The sequence below is a fragment of the Paraburkholderia sp. SIMBA_054 genome (assembly GCF_046534875.1).
Classification (GTDB): Bacteria; Pseudomonadota; Gammaproteobacteria; order Burkholderiales; family Burkholderiaceae; genus Paraburkholderia; species Paraburkholderia hospita.
In genome coordinates this window covers 1-236 of record NZ_JAWRXV010001712.1, presented here as the reverse complement: position 1 = coordinate 236, position 236 = coordinate 1, and the positions used below count along the sequence as shown (strand labels likewise).

The following is a 236-nucleotide window of genomic DNA, read 5'->3' as shown; positions in this document are numbered from 1 at the left end:
CTAATATTTTTAATTTTTTATCTCCAAGTAAAAGATGGAATGCTTTTCTAGCAAAGAAAGTATTGAAAAACTCTTGAATAGTCCCTAGAAAATTAGGATAATCTATATCTCCCCTACCTAATTTAACTAAACCTTTTTTTATTTCATCTACAGCTACGTTTGTGTGAGTGATGAGACAAATACCTTTATTGTCTTCAACATTTCGTGCTAATAACAACTCGTATTTAGCTATCAAA

The 236-nt window shown here is 29.2% G+C and carries 1 protein-coding gene; it reads right to left on the bottom strand.

Annotation, left to right across the window (positions count from 1 at the left end; translation table 11 throughout):
- On the bottom strand, positions 1 to 236 hold a 236-nt coding region (locus SB822_RS60950; RefSeq protein ID WP_410859634.1), incomplete at both ends, for a hypothetical protein.